The organism is Haloferula chungangensis (assembly GCF_042664875.1).
Classification (GTDB): domain Bacteria; phylum Verrucomicrobiota; class Verrucomicrobiia; order Verrucomicrobiales; family Akkermansiaceae; genus Haloferula; species Haloferula chungangensis.
This window is the reverse complement of record NZ_JBHTBS010000037.1, coordinates 1-2,473: the sequence shown is the minus strand read 5'-3', so window position 1 is coordinate 2,473 and position 2,473 is coordinate 1. Positions and strand designations below refer to the sequence as shown.

Genomic DNA, 2,473 nt, shown 5'->3' with positions numbered 1-2,473 from the left:
GTAAGCGCCCAACAGAACCCCTCTATTCAAGCGGGGCATAAGTGCCATAGACTGGAGATCTATGGCATCTACGTCTGAAACCACCGCTACTTCCACTATCATCAAAAGCGACCGTATCGGCCGGACGCGTTACAGCGACTCCTACAAAGCCGAGGTCGTGGCCGCCTACGAGCGAAGCGGGATGAGCGGACAGGCCTTCGCCGAGCAATGCGGAATCAAGTATCCCACCTTCGCAGCATGGGTCGCCAAATCGAGGAAGCCCGGTCACGAAGTGCCGTCGAGGAAGCCCGAGCAGCATTTCCTCCTCGCCGAACTATCCGGATCATCCTCCGACACCCCACTGAGGGTGGAACTCCCTGGCGGAGCAATCGCTCACGTTTCGAGCGCCAGTCAAGCCGGACTGCTCGCCGCTTTGCTCAAGACCCTCGCCTGAGATCCGCCATGCTTACCTTCAACGGCAACCTCAAAGTCTACGTCGCGCTCACGCCCTGCGACATGCGCAAAAGCTTCAACGGACTCTCCGAAATCGCGCGTCACACCATCGGCATCGACCCCGCCAGCGGAGCCGCCTTCCTCTTCACTAACAAACGACGCAACCTCATCAAGATTCTCTACTTTGATAAGACAGGGTACTGGTGCGTGGCAAAACGACTCGAGCGGGGAACCTTCAGCTGGCCCGAAGACATCGAGGAGGGCCGTGAAAAGCTCATCCTAAGACCCACCGCTCTCGCCATGCTCACCGATGGCATCGACCTGCGTGACGGACTACGCAGACCCTGGTATGAATCCCCGTAATTTCCATGAAAGGAGCTACGATGCCTGACGTAGTTCAGAGCAGCAACGATGACCGAAGAACAAGCAGCCCAACTCATCGAGCAGAACAAGAAGCTGCTCGATAAAGTTGCTTCTTTGGAAGCCGAACTCCAGCAGCAGAAAGACCTCGTCGCCGCCCTGCTCAAACGCCTTTACGGCACCAAAAGCGAACAACTCAGTCACGACCAGCTGCTCATGACCTTTCTGGAGAGCGAGGCAAAAAAGCCCGCCGCCGCCGATCCCCTAGACCAAGGACCGGCGGCTGAAACTCAAGCCAAAGCACCACGCGCCAAACGCACCAGCAAGCTGGCCGAATCACTCAAAGGACTGCCAACTCGAGAGCGAATCATCGTATCGCCCGAAGTCCTCGACGATCCTGACGCCTACCGCCTCATTGGCGAGGAAGTCAGCGAACGTCTCCACGTCAGCCCCGCCGCCTTCACCCGCGAAGTCATCCGTCGCCAGACCCACGTCCTGCGCAACGACCCCGACGCCGTCCCCATCACCCCACCACTCGAACCCTGCCTGCTACCCGGCAGCGTTCTAACACCCTCGCTCGGAGCCTACCTCCTCACCGAGAAATTCTGCTATCACCAGCCATTTTACCGCTTGGAATGGCGGCTGCGAGCCACTCACGGCATCGAGCTTCGCCGCGACCTCATGTGCAGCTGGCACGACCACCTCGCCGACCTGCTCCGCCCACTCTACGAACTCATCGCCGGAAAGATCCGCCACAGCGACCACATCCAGATCGACGAAACACCCATCCGCTGCCTCCAGCCCGGAACCGGCAAAACTTCTCAAGGATACCTCTGGGCCTACCATCACCCCGAGCACGGCATCCTGTTTGACTGGCACAAAAGCCGCGCCAACACCTGCCTCGATCACATCCTCATAGGAAAAGACCGCAACGTATCCTTCGAAGGTCATCTCCAGAGCGACGGCCTGCGCGGCTACCGCACCTTCATCGAGCGTCACCCCGAGCTAGCCATCACCCCCGTTAGTTGTCTCGCCCACATCCGCAGGAAATTCACCGAAGCCAGCGGCGACCACCCGCGCATCACCGCCTGGATCCTCCTTCAGATCGGAAAGATCTATCACATTGAAGCCGAACTCAAACGTCGCCGGGCCGGCCCCGACTTACGAAAGCGCGCCCGGCGACTCCTTCTCAGGCGCATTCACCAGCATCTCGCAAAACTCCTCGATCATCTCCAAACAAGACGTCGAATCCTGCCCAAAAGCAACCTGGGCAAAGCGCTGAACTATGCCCGCGCCCAATGGCCGCATCTCGAACCGTGCTTCGAGGACGGCCGGCTTGAATTCGACAACAATCATACCGAAGGAGCGATCAGGCCCACCAAAGTAGGCATGAAGAACTGGATATTCGTCGGCGGCGAGCACACCGGCTGGCGCAGCGCCGTCGTCTACACCTTCGTCGAGCAAGTCCGGCGTCACGGCCACGATCCCCACGCCTACTTCGAATGGGCCTTCGGCAAGCTCATGCATGCCCCAGGACCGGACGAAATGCCAGCCCTGCTGCCCTCCGTCTGGATCGAATCCCAGCAGCCTGATCAAAGCCCCTCGGTCGCCCGAGTTGCATAGAAGCCGGAGCCCCCAGAATTATCGCACCTATGCGAGAGGTGCTCTGTTGGGCGCTTAC

At 59.4% G+C, this 2,473-nt stretch carries 3 protein-coding genes; all 3 read left to right on the top strand.

Annotated features, from left to right (window positions below; translation table 11 throughout):
• Positions 1–61 precede the first annotated feature (61 nt).
• The 3 genes from tnpA to tnpC are packed head-to-tail and all read left to right on the top strand — an operon-like array spanning position 62 to position 2,415.
• Entirely contained in the window at positions 62–433 is a 372-nt protein-coding gene (gene tnpA / locus ACFQY0_RS21000) for an IS66 family insertion sequence element accessory protein TnpA (RefSeq protein ID WP_379716959.1), read from the top strand.
• Positions 434–441: 8 nt separating this feature from the next.
• On the top strand, positions 442–795 hold the full coding sequence (gene tnpB / locus ACFQY0_RS20995; protein ID WP_379716956.1) for an IS66 family insertion sequence element accessory protein TnpB: 354 nt from the start codon (positions 442–444) through the stop codon (positions 793–795).
• A gap of 48 nt (positions 796–843) precedes the next feature.
• The gene (tnpC, locus tag ACFQY0_RS20990) at positions 844–2,415 is read left to right on the top strand and encodes an IS66 family transposase (protein WP_379716953.1); all 1,572 of its coding nucleotides are present in this window, start codon (positions 844–846) and stop codon (positions 2,413–2,415) included.
• Positions 2,416–2,473 lie beyond the last annotated feature (58 nt).